This window comes from Pseudomonas sp. GW821-FHT02A08 (assembly GCF_059422045.1).
Genome location: NZ_JBWKWD010000023.1, coordinates 41,238 through 58,036, shown reverse-complemented (window position 1 = coordinate 58,036; position 16,799 = coordinate 41,238). Strand labels below are relative to the sequence as shown.

General features: G+C 62.4%; 13 protein-coding genes. 11 read left to right on the top strand and 2 right to left on the bottom strand.

The window, feature by feature from the left end; all coding sequences use genetic code 11:
• The first annotated feature begins 13 nt into the window (after window positions 1–13).
• On the top strand, window positions 14–946 hold the full coding sequence (locus tag AC07W4_RS17310; RefSeq protein WP_495033258.1) for a helix-turn-helix domain-containing protein: 933 nt from the start codon (window positions 14–16) through the stop codon (window positions 944–946).
• Here AC07W4_RS17310 and AC07W4_RS17305 read toward each other — a convergent pair.
• Together AC07W4_RS17305 and AC07W4_RS17300 are read right to left on the bottom strand one after the other, a co-directional pair.
• Complete coding sequence (locus AC07W4_RS17305) at window positions 943–1,539, bottom strand: cupin domain-containing protein (RefSeq protein ID WP_495033257.1); 597 nt, start codon at window positions 1,537–1,539, stop codon at window positions 943–945. The genes AC07W4_RS17310 and AC07W4_RS17305 overlap by 4 nt on opposite strands.
• 172 nt (window positions 1,540–1,711) lie before the next feature.
• A complete protein-coding gene (locus tag AC07W4_RS17300; RefSeq protein WP_495033256.1) occupies window positions 1,712–3,673 on the bottom strand; it encodes an oxidoreductase in 1,962 nt (653 codons plus the stop codon).
• Window positions 3,674–3,913: 240 nt separating this feature from the next.
• Here AC07W4_RS17300 and AC07W4_RS17295 point away from each other — a divergent pair, with 240 nt between their 5' ends.
• The 10 genes from AC07W4_RS17295 to AC07W4_RS17250 all read left to right on the top strand — a co-directional run bounded on the left by AC07W4_RS17295 (window position 3,914) and on the right by AC07W4_RS17250 (window position 16,796).
• Window positions 3,914–4,963 carry an ABC transporter substrate-binding protein gene (locus AC07W4_RS17295; protein WP_495033255.1) on the top strand — a complete coding sequence of 350 codons (1,050 nt, stop codon included), beginning with the start codon at window positions 3,914–3,916 and terminating at the stop codon, window positions 4,961–4,963.
• Between the two features lie 75 nt (window positions 4,964–5,038).
• On the top strand, window positions 5,039–5,827 hold the full coding sequence (locus tag AC07W4_RS17290; protein WP_495033254.1) for a class II aldolase/adducin family protein: 789 nt from the start codon (window positions 5,039–5,041) through the stop codon (window positions 5,825–5,827).
• 378 nt (window positions 5,828–6,205) lie between these two features.
• Entirely contained in the window at window positions 6,206–6,853 is a 648-nt protein-coding gene (locus tag AC07W4_RS17285; RefSeq protein WP_495033253.1) for a TetR family transcriptional regulator C-terminal domain-containing protein, read from the top strand.
• A 92-nt stretch (window positions 6,854–6,945) separates the two neighbouring features.
• Window positions 6,946–7,662 carry a response regulator gene (locus tag AC07W4_RS17280; RefSeq protein WP_495033252.1) on the top strand — a complete coding sequence of 239 codons (717 nt, stop codon included), beginning with the start codon at window positions 6,946–6,948 and terminating at the stop codon, window positions 7,660–7,662.
• A gap of 5 nt (window positions 7,663–7,667) precedes the next feature.
• Window positions 7,668–8,441, top strand: coding sequence for a substrate-binding periplasmic protein (locus tag AC07W4_RS17275; RefSeq protein ID WP_495033251.1), 774 nt, complete (start codon window positions 7,668–7,670; stop codon window positions 8,439–8,441).
• Window positions 8,438–10,693, top strand: coding sequence for an ATP-binding protein (locus AC07W4_RS17270; protein WP_495033250.1), 2,256 nt, complete (start codon window positions 8,438–8,440; stop codon window positions 10,691–10,693). The genes AC07W4_RS17275 and AC07W4_RS17270 overlap by 4 nt, the downstream gene beginning before the upstream one ends.
• Before the next feature lie 208 nt (window positions 10,694–10,901).
• Window positions 10,902–12,326, top strand: coding sequence for an amino acid permease (locus AC07W4_RS17265; protein WP_495033249.1), 1,425 nt, complete (start codon window positions 10,902–10,904; stop codon window positions 12,324–12,326).
• A 358-nt stretch (window positions 12,327–12,684) separates the two neighbouring features.
• Complete coding sequence (locus tag AC07W4_RS17260; protein WP_495033248.1) at window positions 12,685–13,476, top strand: enoyl-CoA hydratase/isomerase family protein; 792 nt, start codon at window positions 12,685–12,687, stop codon at window positions 13,474–13,476.
• 41 nt (window positions 13,477–13,517) lie between these two features.
• Complete coding sequence (locus AC07W4_RS17255) at window positions 13,518–14,678, top strand: acyl-CoA dehydrogenase family protein (protein ID WP_007981552.1); 1,161 nt, start codon at window positions 13,518–13,520, stop codon at window positions 14,676–14,678.
• Between the two features lie 18 nt (window positions 14,679–14,696).
• On the top strand, window positions 14,697–16,796 hold the full coding sequence (locus tag AC07W4_RS17250) for an acetate--CoA ligase family protein (protein WP_495033247.1): 2,100 nt from the start codon (window positions 14,697–14,699) through the stop codon (window positions 16,794–16,796).
• Window positions 16,797–16,799 lie beyond the last annotated feature (3 nt).

The window sequence follows — 16,799 nt, the reverse complement described above, 5'->3', positions numbered from 1 at the left end:
GTAAGGTCGCCCCATGACAGGTTCCAACGCCCTCCAGGTCCAAGCCTTCAACACCGCCGATGTCGCCGAGCAAATCCGCGCCACGCCGGGCTGGGTGCAGCAATACCAGCAGATGTCGCCGGGGCATTTCGCAGGCCTGGTGCGCTATCTGGATCTGCAGGGCGTGGAGATATACGAAGAGTCGATGAACACCCGGGTCGAGCAGAATTTCAGCGCGCCCCAGGGCTCGTTGTCGTTCTGTTTCGATCGCGGCGACAACGCGCTGTACGTGTTGAATGGCGAGAGCCGCAACATCTGGATCACCCCGGAGAACTACCAGGAAATCGCCGTGGTGTTCGGGCCGGAGTTTGTACAACGTCATAGTCTGGACATCGCCCGGCTCGAAGGGCTGTTCATGGCACCGCTCAACTCGCAGCAGAACGCGCTGTTCTGCCGTTGGCTCAGCGGGACCTTGACGCGGCTGTCGCAGACCTTCGATCCGCCGAGCCGCGAAGCGCTGACCCAGCAATTGCTGGAAGACTGTCTGTTCATCCTCGACAACGCCTGTGTCGGCCTCGACCAGGGGGCCTTGCAGCGTCGGGCCGGCGAGCGGTCGATCATGAAGCGGGTAGGGGAATGGGCGGCGGACACCCCGGAAGAACACCTCAACCTGCTGGAGTTGTCCCAGGTTGCCGGGGTTTCACTGCGCCAGTTGCAGCATGCGTTCAAGACCTACACCGGCATGTCGCCGACCCAATGGCTGCGCCTGCGCCGCCTCAACAGCGCCCGCCGCGAATTGCTCAGTCGCACGCCCACGCAAACTACCGTGGCCGAGGTGGCGATGCATTGGTCGTTCTGGCATCTGGGGCGGTTTTCCAGCAGCTACCGCGCATTGTTCAACGAGCTGCCGAGTGACACCCTCAAGCGTGCGAGTACCACTCAGGCAAGCGCTCGCAGCCGACGTTAGAACGTCGGTGGCGTAATCACCCAGATCACCACCGCATCGACATCGCCAGGGTTGCCATAGCGGTGCGGTTCCTGGCTGGAAAAGCTGAAGCTGTCGCCTTCATTGAGCTGGAAATGGCGCTCGCCGACCCATAACTCGAAACTCCCCGAGAGCAAGTAGCCGGCTTCTTCACCGTCGTGGCTGTAGCTTTGCTGGCTGTAGGTGCCGGGCGGGAAGCGCGAGTGGAGCATTTCCAGTTGGCGGTTGGCTTGCGGGGTCAGCAACTGGTCGACGATGCCGTCTTCGTAATGCACATTCAGGCGGCTGTTCTTGCGCACCACGACGCCATCGTCTTCGGGCGCGGTGACCGCTTCACTGGCGAAGAACCACTGGATGGTGACGCCGAGGCTGCGGGCAATGTTGAACAGCGCCGGAATCGACGGGTAAGCAAGGTTGCGTTCCAGCTGGCTGATGTAGCCGGCGGTGAGTTCGCTCTGTTGCGCCAGTTCCGCCAGGGTCATGCCCCGGCGCTTGCGCAGGCCGCGAATGCGCGTGCCGAGAAAATGCGGTTCGGCGTTGCCGGGGGCGGGCGGGGTCTTGCTGTTGTTGCTCATGGAAAGTTCCGAACCGGGGGCTGAGCCAAAGACCACAATCCCTGTGGGAGCGGGCTTGCTCGCGAATGCGGTTATTCATTCAACATAAATGGCGACTGATCCACCGCATTCGCGAGCAAGCCCGCTCCCACAGGTTGGTGTTAGCCGTTAAAGCCCCGGAGTATAAACAGCCTTAAAGCTCCCACGCGACTTTCAGGCCTTCATAAATCGCTTCTTCGGCAGTACGCGGCGCCAGGCAGTCGCCGATGCGGCGAAACTCCACCAGCCCTTGCAGCTCATCACCCAGGGTATCCACCGGTTGGTGGCCCTGGCACAGCACCAGCGTATCGATGTTCTCCATCAGCATCGGTTCGCCACTGGCGGTGTGTTGCAGGTACACCGTGTTGTCATCGCAGCCATACAGCCGCGCGTATGGCGTGATCGGTACACCCAGTTTATGCAGCTCGCCGGCCAGTTGATCGCGCACGTACAGCGGCAGGTTTTCCCCGCAATGAGTGCCGTTGACCGCCAGTTGCACCTGATGCCCGGCGCGTACCAGTCGCTCGGCGATGCCGGGGCCGATCCAGTCGCAGCGCCAGTCGACCACCACCACCGAGCGGCCGATCTTTACCTCGTCGCGCAACACCTGCCAGGCGTCCACCACCTGCAACTCACCGCCACGTTCGAAGGTTGGCCAGTAGGGCTCGGCACCGGTGGCGACGATCACCATGTCCGGTTTTTCCTGCTCCACCAGCGCCCGGTCGACCCGTGTGTTGCGCACCACGCGTACCCCGGCCAGCTGCATTTCCCGCTGCAGGTTGGTGCTCGCGCCGCCAAACTCACTGCGTCGTGGCAGCAACTGCGCGAGCAATACCTGGCCGCCCAGTTGTGAACCGGCCTCGTACAGGGTCACGTCATGTCCGCGCTGGGCGGCGACAGCGGCGGCTTTCATCCCGGCCGGGCCGCCGCCGGCGATCATGATGCGTTTGCGATTTATCGCTTGTCGGCGTTCAGCAAAAATCAGCTCGCGACCGGTTTCCGGGTGCTGGATGCAGGAAATCGGCAAGCCCTTGTGAAAGTGGCCGATGCACGCTTGGTTGCAGGCAATGCACGCGCGCACGTCTTCGACGTGGCCGGTGTCGGTCTTGTTGGGCATTTGCGGGTCGCAGATCAGTGCCCGGGTCATGCCGCACACATCGGCCTGGCCGCGAGCCAGAATCAGCTCGGCTTCCTGGGGCTGGTTGATGCGCCCGGTGACGAACAGCGGAATGTTCAAGCCGGCCTTGAACGTCCCGGCTTCCTTGGCCAGGTACGCCGCTTCGATCGCCATGGGTGGCACGATATGCACCGCGCCGCCCAGAGAGGCCGAAGTCCCGGCGACGATGTGCACGTAGTCGAGCTGCGCTTGCAGTGACTGTACGGCGGCCAGGGATTCGTCTTCGGTGAGGCCTTCGGGGTCGCGCTCGTCGGCGGAAATGCGCAGGCCGATGATGAACTGCTCGTCGGTCGCCGCACGCACGGCTTTGATGACTTCGCGCAGGAAACGCAAGCGCTGATCCAACTCGCCGTTGTAACCATCGGTGCGCCGGTTGACCCGCGGATTGATGAATTGCGCCGGCAGGTAACCATGGCTGGCAACCACTTCGACGCCATCGATCCCGGCCTGATGCAGGCGGCGGGCGGCAGCGGCATAACCGGCGACGATCTCGTCGATCATGGCCTGATCGAGGGCGCGGGGCATCACCCGGAAACGTTCATTGGGCACCGACGAGGCGGAGTAGGCCACCGCCAGCAGGCCATCGCTGGACTCCATGATCTCCCGACCCGGATGGAACACTTGGGACAACACCACGGTGCCGTGGGCATGGCAGGTTTGCGCCAGTTTGCGGTAGCCCTCGATGCACGCATCGTCGGTGGCCATCAGCACGTGGGAGGTGTATCGCGCACTGTCGTGCACACCGGCCACTTGCAGCACGATGAGCCCGGCACCGCCTTCGGCACGTGCCCGGTGGTAGGCGATCAATTGCTCGTTGACCAGATTGTCGGTGGGCATCGAGGTGTCGTGACCGCTGGACATGATGCGGTTTTTCAGGCGCTTGCCACGGATTTCCAGGGGTTCGAACAGGTGCGCGAAGGCAGGTGTCGAGGTCGGCATGGTGCGGATACTCCAGGCAGGCTGACCTGTGTAGGAGCGAGCTCGCTCCTACAGAGGCAGCAGGTTTTGTTCGTTGTCATTATTGCGCTATAGAAATTTACCTTCAGTAAAAAATCAACTTGTTTTTTTACTGTGGCGTGGAGTAATTTCATTTCGAGCCCGCTCCCGGGCCGTACCTCACAACAATAAAAAGGGCTGCGCCGGCCTCTGTCCGGGCGGCACCTGCAAGAGGAACCACTGATGAAATCGCACACGCTCAAGCACGGTTTTTATCCCTTGGTGTTGTCTGTGGCCATGGGCCTGGGCAGCGCTCAGGCAGCATCGGACATGGTGGTGGTCGGATACGGCGGAGCCGGACAAAAAGCCCAGGACGTGGCGTTCTTTCAACCCTTCGCCGCCGTGGATCAAAGCAAGGTCATCCAGAGCGAATACAACGGTGAGATGGCCAAGATCAAAGTGATGGTCGACACCGGCAACGTCGACTGGGACGTGGTGCAGATCGAAGGCCCGGACCTGATGCGCGGCTGCGAGGAAGGCATGTACGAGCGCCTGGACTGGACCCGCCTGGGCCACGCCGACCAGTTGATCCCGCAAGCTGCACAGGAATGCGGTTCCGCCGCACTGGTGTGGAGCGTGGCGATTGCCTACGACACCGACAAACTGGCCCAGGCCCCGACCTCGTGGGCAGACTTCTGGGACGTGAAGAAAACCCCCGGCAAGCGCGGGCTGCGTAAACGCGCGGTGTACAACCTGGAATTCGCCTTGCTCGCGGACGGCGTGAAAACCGAAGACGTCTACAAAGTACTCGGCACCCCGCAAGGCGTGGACCGGGCATTCGCCAAACTCACTGAACTCAAGCCGTACATCCAGTGGTGGGAAGCCGGCGCGCAACCGCCCCAGTGGCTGACCGCCGGCGATGTGGTGATGACCTCGACCTACAGCGGACGCATCGCCGACGCCGCGCAGAAAGGCAGCCCCCTCGCTCTGGTCTGGCCCGGCAGCCTGTACGGCATGGACTACTGGGCGATCATCAAAGGCTCCAGGCATGTGGATCAGGCCAAGCGCTTTATCGCCTTCGCCAACCAGCCGGACGCCCAGGTCAACTATGTACAGCAGATTCCCTACGGCCCGACCAACATCCAGGCCGCCGCACGGCTGGACGACAAACTGGCGCAATGGGTGCCCACGGCGCCGCAGAACCTCAAGGGCGCGTTATCGATGAACGTCGGATTCTGGGTCGATCATGGCGAAGAGCTGGAAGAGCGCTTCAACGCCTGGGCGAGCAAATAAACACGCACGGCTGGACGTGTCCAAGCGTCCAGCCTTACTGTCTGCCCCAGCTGATCAGCCTGGAGAACCACAACCATGAACAACATCGCCAGCCACCTGGCCCCTGAACGCAGCGCTACCGAACAGCGCCTGCGTGAGGAACTGGCGGCCTGCTACCGTTTGATTGCGCACTTTCGCATGACCGATCTGATCTTCACCCACATCTCGGTGCGCATTCCGGGGCCGGAACATCACTTTCTGATCAACCCCTACGGGCTGATGTTCGATGAGATCACAGCGTCGAATCTGGTCAAGATCGACCTCGATGGCCACGCCGTGGAGCCGTCGCCGTACCCGGTGAATCCGGCCGGTTTCGTGATCCACAGCGCGATCCACGGCGCCCGTGAAGATGCGCAGTGCGTGTTGCACACCCACACCAAGTCCGGTTGCGCAGTGGCGGCGTTGAAGTGCGGACTGTTGCCGGTGAACCAGATTTCCATGGAGTTCTATGGCCGCGTCGCTTATCACGACTACGAAGGGGTAGCGCTGGACTTGGGTGAGCAACAACGGCTGGTGGCGGACTTGGGCGACAAGTCGGTGCTGATGCTGCGCAACCATGGTTTGCTGACGGTGGGCGAGACGGTGAGCCAGGCGTTCCTGCGCATGTACTACCTGGAAAAGGCCTGTGAGATTCAGTTGGCGGCGCAAGCTGCCGGTGAAGTTGTTCTGCCGCCGCACGAGGTCTGCGCGCACACCGAGCGGCAGTTCAATGATCCGGGGCGGCCGTTGGATGACGGTGAATTGAGCGATCCGGATGCGATGCAACTGGCCTGGGCGGCGTTGTTGCGGATGCTGGATCGGGTGGCGTCGGGGTATCGGGGCTGATCGAAGTTTTCGGTTGTTCAGGCTGGCCTCATCGCTGGCAAACCAGCTCCCACAGTGATTTCGGTTGCCAGCAGATTTCGCGTACACCCCTTAAACCTGTGGGAGCGGGCTTGCCCGCGAAAGCGGTGGGTCAGGCAAAGAAGATGTTGAATGGTATGGCCCCTTCGCGAGCAAGCCCGCTCCCACAGGGTTAGTGGGTGTACGCAAAATCTGTGACCAACACAAAACCCTGTGGGAGCGGGCTTGCTCGCGAAGGGCGCGCCACGGTCTACCAGACTGGCAACTGACTGGAGACAAGGCCCACTCTTGCTGTACAGTCGTTCAGCCCGCCGCCAACCCGCGCAGGCCTAAACGATTGAACCAAGGAGCGTGTCGCCCATGAATCAGGAAGCCCGTTTTTCCCGCATGGAACCGGAGTTGCGTAAAGCCAACCTGATCGAGGCGACACTGGTGTGCCTCAAGCGTCACGGCTTCCAGGGCGCGTCGATCCGCAAGATTTCCGCCGAGGCCGGGGTCTCGGTGGGGCTGATCAGCCATCACTACTCGGGCAAGGATGAACTGGTGGCCGAGGCCTACATGGCGATCACCGGGCGGGTCATGACCCTGCTGCGCGATGCCATGGAGCAAGCCGCGCCGAATGCCCGGGAGCGTTTGTCGGCGTTTTTCCGCGGATCGTTTTCCGCCGAACTGCTCGATCCGCAACTGATCGATGCTTGGCTGGCGTTCTGGGGCGCGGTGAAAACCGCCGAGGCGATCAACAAGGCCCACGATCATTCCTATGGCGAGTATCGCGCCATCCTGCGCAAGGTGCTGGCGGAACTGGCCCGGGAAGAGGGCTGGGAAAATTTCGACGCCGACCTTGCCGCCATCAGCCTCAGCGCCTTGCTCGATGGCTTGTGGCTGGAGTCCGGGCTGAACCCCGGCACCTTCACCCCGGAGCAGGGCATCCAGATTTGCGAGGCCTGGGTCGACGGTTTGCAGGCCGGCGGACGCCAGCGTTTTTGCGTGCAGACGAGCGACTGTTGATCAGTCGTTCAGCAATCGATACTCTCTGGCGCCGATGCAGGAAAACACTCTAATAAGAAACTGGCCTTCGGGCCTGAGCCGGACACCAAGCGATGACTCCTCGGGTATTGATCGTCGATGACGATCCGCTGATTCGCGATCTGCTGCACGCCTACCTGTCCCAGGAAGGCTACGACGTCCATTGCGCCGCCACGGCGGAGCTGGCGGAAACCTACCTGGCCAGCCAGAGCGTCGACCTGGTAATGCTCGACATCCGCCTGCCGGGCAAGGACGGCCTGACCCTGACCCGCGAACTGCGGGTGCGTTCGGAGGTCGGGATCATCCTGATCACCGGGCGCAATGATGAAATCGACCGCATCGTCGGCCTCGAATGCGGCGCCGATGACTACGTGATCAAACCCCTCAATCCAAGGGAGCTGGTGTCCCGGGCGAAAAACCTGATTCGCCGGGTACGTCATGCGCAAACGCCACAGCCTGCCGTCGCGGTGGCCAAACCGGTCAAGCAATTCGCCGACTGGTCGCTGGATACCGACCGCCGTCGCCTGATCGATCAATCCGGCAGCGAAACCCTGCTGACCCACGGCGAATACCAATTGCTCAGTGTGTTCCTGCGCAACAGCGGCCACACCCTCAGCCGCGATCAGTTGATGGACCAGATCCGCAACCGCGAATGGGTGCCCAACGACCGCTCCATCGACGTGCTGGTCGGGCGCCTGCGCCGCAAGTTGCATGACGATCCGGCCGAACCCCAGTTGATCATCACCATTCACGGCGCCGGTTACCTGTTCACCGCCAGCGTGGCGGCCTGAACCCGATGGCGCGATGGCTTTGCCTGCTGGCGATGCTGGTGGCCGGCCATGCCGTCGCGGCGGACAAGGTTCGCTATTGCGATTACCCGGTGTACCCGCCGGTCTCCTGGAGCGACGGCAAGCAGGTGCGCGGCCTGGCGCCGAATGTGGTGAAAAACCTGTTCGGCCAGTTGGGGTACGAGGTCGAGATGGTCGTGCTGGGCAACTGGAAACGCTGCCTGCTGGACGCCGCCGACGGCCGGGTCGATGTGGTGCTGGCCTACAGCACCGCGCAACGGGAGCAAAGCATGCTGTTCTCGACGGTGCCGGTCTTGCGTGAAGAAGTGGCGTTGTTCATCAACCGCCAGCATCCGGTGAAATTCGAACAACTGGACGACCTGGCCGGCTACCGTGGCGGCCTGTTGTTCGGCGAGAGCTACGGTGTGGAGTTCGATCGCATGGTTGCGCGCAACAACAATATCGAATGGGTTTCCGACAGCCGCCAGAACTTCGGCAAGCTGATTCGCGGGCGTATCGATTTCATCACCCAGGAGCGACGCACCGGCCAGTTGTACGTGGAAAACCTGCCCGGAGGCCAGGACATCGTCGCCTTGCCCAGGGCCTTGAATGTGGATTATCTGCGGGTCGCCGTGTCGCGGCGCTCGCCCTTGGCCACTCGCATGCCCGAGATCAATGCGCAGTTGCAACGCATGGTCGATGCTGGCGACATCGAGCGCTGGCTCAACGAAAGCGAAGTGACCTACCGCGACATGATCAACCTGCCGGCGGATGCGCAATGATTCGCGCCCGTCCCGGTGGACTGTTGCGGCGCCTGTTGCTGTTCATTCTGTTGTTCAGCCTGTGCTTCACGGTGCTGGCCAGCAGCGTGCAGCTGTACATCGAGTATCGACGGGAAATGCGCGACATCGATTCGCGCATGGAACTGATCCGCGCCGGCTACCTGGCCAGCCTGGAACGCAGCCTCTGGGACTTGAACCAGGAACAGCTGAATGTGCAGTTGCGCGGGCTGGTGGACTTCTCCGACGTCGCGCGGGTGCACTTGACCAGCGCCGATTTCGACCTGGTACAGGGCAATCCGGACCCTGCCGGACCGCTGCGTATCGTGCGCTTTGCCCTGGACTATCAGCCGCCGTCCGGTCCGTTGCGCCACCTTGGCGAGCTTGAGGTCAGTACCGATCTGGGGGCGGTGTACCAGCGTCTCTACGCCACCGGTTTGACCAGCCTGTTGTGGATGGCGGTGTTCCTCTGCGGTCTGGCCGTGGCGTTGTCGGGCTTGTTTTATCGACTGGTGACCCGGCACCTGAAAGTCATGGCCGAGTTTGCCCGGCGTATTGCCGCCGGTGAATGGCAGGAACCCCTGCACCTGGACAAGCGTCGCGGCAGCGACGAAATCGACACCGTGGCCCATGCACTGGACGACATGCGCCGGGCGATCCTGCGAGATATCGAGCGCCGGGAAACCGATCGCCTGGCCTTGCAGGACAACCGTGACGAGCTGCTGAAAATGGTCGAGCGCCGCACCGCCAGCCTGATGCGCGCCAAGGATGAAGCGGAAGCGGCCAATCTCGCCAAGTCGCGGTTCCTGGCGACCATGAGCCACGAACTGCGCACACCTCTCAACGGCATCCTCGGCATGGCCGAATTGCTGCGCGGCGCGCGCCTGGATGCCCGGGACGGCAAACGCCTGGATGCCTTGCACAAGGCCGGCGAAGGCTTGCTGACGATCCTTAACGAAGTGCTGTATTTCGCCAAGCTGGAGGAGGGTGTCAGCCACCCCGAACCGGTGGATTTCTCGCTGCGCCAGTTGCTCGACGAGGTGCTGACACTGTTGGAACCGCGAGCGCTGAACAACGACACGATCCTCAGTTGCCGTATCGATCAGCGCATTGCCGAGCATCACCACGGTGCCGAGCAGTTCCTGCGTCAGGTACTGAGCAACCTGCTGGCCAACGCGATCAAGTTCACCGAAGGCGGCGAAGTCAGCGTCGAGGTAGCACTTCTCAGCGAAACCGGTGAGCAGACGGGGCAGCGGCTGCGGGTCAGTGTCACGGACGACGGCATCGGCATTGCCCCGGCGATGCAGGCGAAGATTTTCGAGCGTTTCACCCAGGCCAGCGAAGAAGTCGCGCAACGTTTTGGTGGCACCGGGTTGGGGTTGGCGATCTGCAAACACCTGGTGGAGCAGATGGGCGGCTGCATCGGCGTGGACAGTGAAGAGGGGCGCGGCAGTCGCTTCTGGTTCGAACTGTCCTTGCAGCCGGCCAGCGGCGTGGCTGAGGCCCCGCCGGTGCGGGCGGCGGGGCCGGCACTGAACATCCTGGTGGTCGAAGACGTGGCGCTCAATCGCGAAGTGGTCAAGGGCTTGCTGCTACGGGACGGCCACCGGGTGTGGCTCGCCGAAGATGCGCAACAGGCACTGAAACACTGCGCGGCGCAGGTGTTCGATCTGATGCTGCTGGACGTGCACCTGCCGGGCATCAGCGGTGTCGAGTTATGCCGGCAGATTCGCCACAGCGACGGGCCGAACCGCCATACGCGCATCTTCGCCCTGACCGCCAGCGTGCAGCCGGCACTGGTGCGCGGTTATCTGGAGGCCGGCATGGACGGTGTCCTGGCCAAACCCTTGAAGCTGGAGAACCTGCGCCAGGTGCTGGAAGGGCAGGCGCGTGCGGCCGAGTCGCTGCCGAGCGATGAAACAATGGACTGGCCGCTGTTGCAGACCCATCGCAGCCTGCTCGGTGCGCAAAAGGTCCAGGGCCTGCTGGCGGTACTGCGTGACTCGATCCTGCAGCACCGCGACGCACTGAATGAAGCGATGGCCGCCGACGACTGCACAGAGGTCGCGCAATTGGCTCACCGTCTGGCCGGTAGTTGCGACTCGCTGGGTTTTCGGGCCTTGGCCACAGCGTTAAGGACGCTGGAGACCTTGGCGCTGGCAAACGATGAATCGGCGATCCAGCGCATGGGCCCGGTGCTCGATGAGCAATTGCAGCACTCGCTCGATACCCTCAAAGGCCTGTTGCAGAGCTGACGTACAAGTTTGTTACGACTTTGTACAACTTCGATCTTTACGGTCAACGCGAACTTACATGGCTTTCCAATAATCGACGCAACCGCCGCAGCGCGGTCTTCGAAGCTTATTGGAGATAATAATAATGAATTGCCGTAAAGCTGATCCCTCCCTGCGCCGTGACGTCCTGTCGCGCGCTGTTCACCTCAACGATTGCTGAGGTGCCGACATGAACGAAAACACTGATCGCAGCACCCATCAAAAAGGCATCCAGCTGACCCGCGCCCTCAAGAGCCGGCACATCTTCATGCTGTCCCTGGGCGGCGTCATCGGCACCGGGCTGTTCATGGGCTCCGGCGTGACCATCAATCAGGGCGGCCCGGTGGGGGCGATCCTGGCTTACCTGGTTGCGGGCTTCCTGATGTACCTGGTGATGGTCTGCCTGGGCGAATTGTCGGTGCAGATGCCGGTGTCCGGTTCGTTCCAGACCCACGCCACCAAATACATCGGCCCGGCCACCGGGTTCATGATCGGCTGGGTGTACTGGATGAGCTGGGCCACCACCGTGGGCCTGGAGTTCACCGCCGCCGGCATGCTGATGACCCGTTGGTTCCCGACGGTGCCGATCTGGTACTGGTCGGCGCTGTTCGTGGTGGTGCTGTTCGGTATCAATGCCATGGCGACCCGCGCCTTTGGTGAAGCCGAATACTGGTTTTCGGGGATCAAGGTTGCGGCGATTCTCGGTTTCATCGTGGTCGGTGTGCTGGTGATCTTCGGCGTGATGCCCCTGAGCAGCGGCGCACCGGCGCCGATGGCGACCAACCTGATCGGCGATTCGTTGTTCCCCAACGGCCTGTCGGCGGTGTTCGCGGTGATGATGACCGTGGTCTACGCGTTCCAGGGGTGCGAGATCATGGGCGTGGCCGCCGGTGAAACCGACCAGCCGGAAAAGAGCATTCCCCGGGCCGTGCGTAACGTGGTGTTCCGCGTGCTGATTTTCTACGTGCTGGCGATCATCGTGCTGTCGGCCATCGTGCCGTGGCAGCAGGCCGGCCTGATGGAAAGCCCGTTCGTGCAGGTGTTCGACATGGTCGGCATTCCCTACGCCGCCGACCTGATGAACTTCGTGATCCTCACTGCGATCCTGTCGGTGGGCAACTCCGGCCTGTATGCCTCGACGCGCATCCTGTGGGCGATGTCGAAAACCGGCATGGCGCCGAAAAGCCTGTCGCCATTGAGCAAGCGTGGCGTGCCATTGCGCGCCTTGAGCATCACCCTGTGCTTCGCGCTGGTGTCGCTGATGACCAGCTTCGTCGCCGCCGACACCTTGTTCATGGTGCTGATGGCGGTGAGCGGCATGTCCGGCACCGTGACCTGGATTGTCATCGCCCTGGCGCAGTACAAGTTCCGCAAGGCGTATCTGCGTGACGGCGGCAAACTCAGCGACCTGAAATACCGCGCACCGTGGTTCCCGGTATTGCCACTGATGTGCATCACGCTGTGCTGCTCGCTGTTCGTGTTCCTGGCCCTGGATGAAACCCAGCGTCCGTCGCTGTATTGGGGTTTTGGCTTCATTGCGCTGTGCTATGGCGCGTACTTCCTGATCCATCGCAAGCGTCAGGGCGTGCTGGCGCCGAGCTTGCCGACGGCCTGATACCTTGAGCTAAACACTTCCCCCCCCTGTGGGAGCGGGCTTGCTCGCGAAAGCGGAGTGTCAGTCACCATAAATGTTGACTGACAGTGCCTCTTCGCGAGCAAGCCCGCTCCCACAGTTGTTTTGTGATGGGCGGGAAAGCTGCGGCACACCGAGTGTCGCCAGTTGTTCGAAGTTGTAACAACGCCAGTGGCTTACGCTCGCCAATCTATAAATAATTCAATAAAACCAATGCGTTACAGAGTTTTTAGGCTTGTTACAGCTCATTTCCCCGCCGATTGCCGCCTTACTGAACACTCGTTTAGTATGGCCTCAAGTCGTATCACCTCAGACCAATCACAATAATTCGAGGATTCCCATGACCACTCAATCGTCGCTGCTCAGCCAGGTCGAAGCAGGCGTTGCCTGGATCACCCTCAATCGCACTGCCCAGCGCAATGCGCTGGACATTCCGACGCTGAAAAACCTGCACGCCTTGCTCGACGGTTTCAACGCCGATCCAGCGGTGCGTGTGGTGGTATTGACGGGCAGTGGCCGCAGCTTCTGCGCGGGCGCCGACCTCGATGAATGGGCCGAAGCCGAAGCCCGTGGCGCCCTGGAAACCTACGGCTGGACCGAAACCGCCCACGCCTTGATGACTCGCCTGCACAGCCTGGAAAAACCCACCATCGCCGCCATCAACGGCACAGCTGTCGGCGCCGGGATGGACCTGACCCTGTGCTGCGACCTGCGCATTGCCGGCCAGTCGGCACGCTTCAAGGCCGGCTACACCAGCATGGCGTACTCACCGGACGCCGGCGCCAGTTGGCACCTGCCGCGTTTGATCGGCAGCGAACAGGCCAAGCGCCTGCTGTTCCTCGATGAACTGTGGGGTGCTGACCGTGCCCTCGACGCCGGTCTGGTCGGCGATGTCTGTGCCGACGATCAACTGCTGACGGTCACCAGCGAACTGGCCGCACGCCTGGCCGTCGGCCCGACCTTCGCCTTCGCCCAGACCAAAAAACTCATGCGTGAAGGCGCCGATCGCAGCCTGGCGGAACAACTGCAAGCCGAACTCGCCGCGGGCCTGCTCTGCGGTCGCAGTGAAGACGGCACCGAAGCCCTGCGCGCCGTCATGGAAAAACGCCCGGCACGCTTCATTGGTCGTTGATTCTCCACACTTCTTAAAGCACACGAACAACAGGTAGCAGCATGAATTTCCAACTGACCCAAGAACAAGAAATGTTGGTGGACTCGGTACGCAGCTTCGTCGAGAAGGAGTTGCTGCCCTATGAAGAGCAAGTCGACCGTGCCGACGAGGTGTCCCCGGAACTGGCGGCGCAGATTCGCGGCAAGGCGATCGCCGCCGGGTTCTACGCCTTCAACATGCCCGAAGAAGTGGGCGGTGGTGGCCTGGACTACCTGTCCCAGGCGCTGATCGAACGCGAACTGTCCAAGGTGTCCTGGGCGCTGCATGTGTTTGTCGCGCGGCCGTCGAAAATCCTCATGGCCTGCACCGGCGATCAGATCAACGACTACCTGTTGCCGTGCATCCAGGGCGAAAAGATCGACTGTTTCGCCCTGACCGAACCGGGTGCCGGTTCCGACGCCAATGCGATCAAGACCCGCGCCGTGCGTGAAGGCGACGACTTCATTCTCAACGGCAGCAAGCATTTCATCAGTCACGCCGGCCATGCAGATTTCGCCATTGTCTTCGCCGTGACCGACACCTACGAACACAACGGCAAAAAGCGTAACGCCGTGACCTCGTTCCTGGTCGACCGCAACACCCCGGGCATGACCATCCGCCGTGGGCCCAAGTGCGTGAGCAACCGTGGCTATCACACCTTCGAAATGTTCTTCGACGACTGCCGCGTACCGGCCAGCAAAGTGCTGGGCGAAGTCGGCAAGGGTTGGGACGTGGCCAATGCCTGGCTGACCGCCGGGCGCGTGATGGTGGCGGCCAACTGCGTCGGTCAGGCCCAGCGCGCACTGGACGTGTCGCTGCAATGGGCGGCGGACCGCAAGCAATTCGGTCAGCCGATCGGCACTTACCAGGGCGTGTCGTTCAAATTGGCCGATATGGCCACACAGATTCGTGCAGCCGAACTGCTGACCCTGCACACCGCCTGGAAAATGGACCAGGGCACCATGACCGATGGCGAGGCCGGCATGGCCAAGCTGTTCGCCAGTGAAGTGCTCGGCCGTACCGCCGATGAAGCGGTGCAGATCTTCGGCGGCATGGGCCTGATGGACGAGGGGCCGGTGGAGCGCATCTGGCGCAACGCGCGCATCGAACGGATCTGGGAAGGCACTTCGGAAATCCAGCGCCACATCATTTCCCGCGAGCTGCTGCGGCCGCTGCTGCGCTGATCGGCCCGGAGAATCCCCATGTCCCAAACCATTCGTGACAACCTCAAACGCATGCTCGCGCCGCAACACGTGGCGTTCGTCGGCGGCCGCAGCATGGCCCGCGCCCTCAAGCGCTGTGCCGAAGGCGGCTACCCAGGGCAAATGTGGCTGGTCAATCCACAGCACGACAACCTTGAAGGTGTACCGTGCGTGCGCAGCGTTGCCGACCTGCCTTGCGGCCCGGACGCCGTGTTCATCGCCACCAACCGCGAACTGACCCTGACCTGCGTGGCCGAACTGGCCGCCATCGGTGCCGGCGGGGCGATCTGCTACGCCTCCGGCTTCGCCGAGACCGGCGTCGAAGGCCAGGCCCTGCAACAGCAACTGCTCAAGGCTGCGGGCGAAATGGCCTTGCTTGGCCCCAACTGCTACGGCCTGCTCGATTACCTGCACAGCTGCGCGCTGTGGCCGGTGGCCCATGGCGGCAAAGCGGTGGAGAAGGGCGTGGCGGTGCTGACCCAGAGCGGCAACTTCGCCTACAACCTGTCCATGAGCGACCGCTCGCTGCCGGTGGCCTACATGGCCTCGGTGGGCAATCAGGCGCAACTGGGCGTGGCCGAATTGATGGACGTGTTGCTCGACGAACCTCGGGTCACCGCCATCGGCCTGCACCTGGAAGGCCTTAAAAACGTGCCGGGTTTTGCCCGCGCCGCACACAAGGCGCTTGAGAAGGGCATCCCGATCATTGCCCTGAAAACCGGCGTGTCGCAGATCGGCGCCGAACTGGCCCTGAGTCACACCAGTTCGCTGTCCGGTTCCGATGCACTGTATGACGCGCTGTTTGATCGTCTCGGGGTGATCCGCGTCAGCGGCCCGGTGAGTTTTGTCGAAACCCTCAAGGCCGCGGCCTGCGGCAACCTGCCGGCGGGCAACAGCCTGATCGCGCTGGCCTGTTCCGGTGGCGACGCCGGGCTGATTGCCGATTACGCCGAACGCAGCGACCTGAGCCTGCCGAAACTCGATCAAGGGCAGGTCGGCGAACTCGCGCAAGTGCTGCCGACCTACGCCAACCTGGTCAACCCACTGGATTTCACCACGGCGATCTGGGGCGACGGCGAAGCCTTGAACCGCATGCTCGACAGTGCACTGCGCACCGAAGCCGACGGGGCGATGCTGGTGCTCGACTACCCGTCGGAGTTCACCGGCGAGCGCAAGGAATGCGACCTGCTGCTGGAGTTGTACTGCGCGGCACTGCAACGTCACGGCAAGACCGGTTTTGTCACCTCGGCCTTCCCCGAACTGTTGCCGGCCCATGCTCGCGAGCGTTTGCACGCCCAAGGCGTTGCGGCGTTGCAAGGTGTTGAAGACGGCTTGGCCGCGTGGGGTCGCATCGCCGGTTATCAGCGCAATCGCCAGGCGTTACTGGCGTTGGGCGAATCGGCGTTGGTGCCGTTGTGCCCGCATGCGCTGGAAGGCGAGGGGCGTTTGCTCAATGAGTGGGATTCCAAACAGGCGTTGAAAGCCTTTGGCCTGCCAACGCCGAACGGTGTGTTGAGCACCCCGGACAAGGCCCTGAAGGACGCCGAAACCTTGGGCTATCCGCTGGTACTCAAAGCGGTCAGCGCGCAACTGCCACACAAGACCGAGGCCGGTGCCGTGGCGCTGAACCTCAAGGACGGCGCGGCGTTGAGCGCTGCGCTGGAGAAGATGCGCACCAGCATTGCCGCCTACGCCCCGGGCGTACCCTTCGACAAGCTGTTGCTGGAACCGATGGCCAAGCCGCCACTGGCCGAACTGATCGTCGGCATCAAACGCGAAAACGATTTTTGCCTGGCCTTGGTGATTGGCGCGGGCGGCATTCTGGTGGAGTTGCTCAAGGACAGTCGCAGCCTGTTGCTGCCGACCACCGACGGCGCGATCCGCAATGCCTTGCTCAGCCTGCGCAGCGCGCCGTTGCTGCAAGGATTCCGAGGTCGCGAGGCAGCGGACCTGGACGCCTTGGTGACCGCGATCCGCGCGGTGGCCGACTACGCGTGCGAGAACGCCGCGCATCTGCTGGAACTCGATGTGAACCCATTGTTGGTCGGTGCCCATGGCACGACTGCGGTCGATGCGTTGATTCGCCTCGGCCAGGAGTGAGGA